We start from the raw sequence: 751 nt of genomic DNA on the forward strand, positions 1-751 counted from the left end.
TGACAGGACTGATCCTGGCGGTCACCGCGCCGGCGCGCCGCTGACCCACACCTGCGCTTCTTGCAACGAAAGCACACCCATGGAACAGAGCCCAACCCTTGCCGAACAACTGGCCAGCTACAAGGCCGGCTTCAAGCAGCGCGCCGCCCCGGAGCGGGTGGCGATGATGGAAGCCGCGACGGCCGACCTGCGCGCCACCGGCATCGAAGCCCGCGCCTTGCAGGCGGGCAGCCTGGCCCCGGACCTGACCCTGCCCGACGCCCTGAACCGGCCCGTTCGCCTGTCCACGCTCTGGGCGAGGGGCCCGCTGGTGCTGGTCTTCTACCGCGGCGGCTGGTGCCCGTACTGCAACCTGGAGCTGCGGGCCTGGGAGCAGCAGCTGCCCGAACTGCAACGTCTGGGCGCGCAGCTGGTGGCGGTGTCGCCCCAGACGCCCGACAACTCGCTCTCCACCGCCGAGAAGAACGAGCTGGCCTTTCCGGTGCTCAGCGATTCGGCGCTTCAAGCGGCGACCGGCTTCGGCGTGGCCTTCGAGATGCCGCCGGCACTGGTCGAGCTCTACAGCAAGGTGGGCAACGACCTGGCGGGGCTCAACGGCAACGGGCGCTGGGTGCTGCCGGTGCCGGCCACCTACGTGATCGGCCGCGACGGCCGCATCACCTTCGCCCACGTCGAAGCGGACTACCGCGAGCGCGCGGAGCCCCGCGATGTGCTTGCGGCTTTGGCCGCGTAGCGCCCGCCACAGCGTGCC

The 751-nt window shown here is 70.8% G+C and carries 1 protein-coding gene; it reads left to right on the forward strand.

Annotated elements, in window-relative coordinates; all coding sequences use genetic code 11:
* On the forward strand, positions 1 to 733 hold a 733-nt coding region (locus AC01FP_RS18315), incomplete at its 5' end, for a peroxiredoxin-like family protein (protein ID WP_474482277.1).
* Positions 734 to 751 lie beyond the last annotated feature (18 nt).

It is taken from the genome of Cyanobium sp. NIVA-CYA 375 (assembly GCF_056108345.1).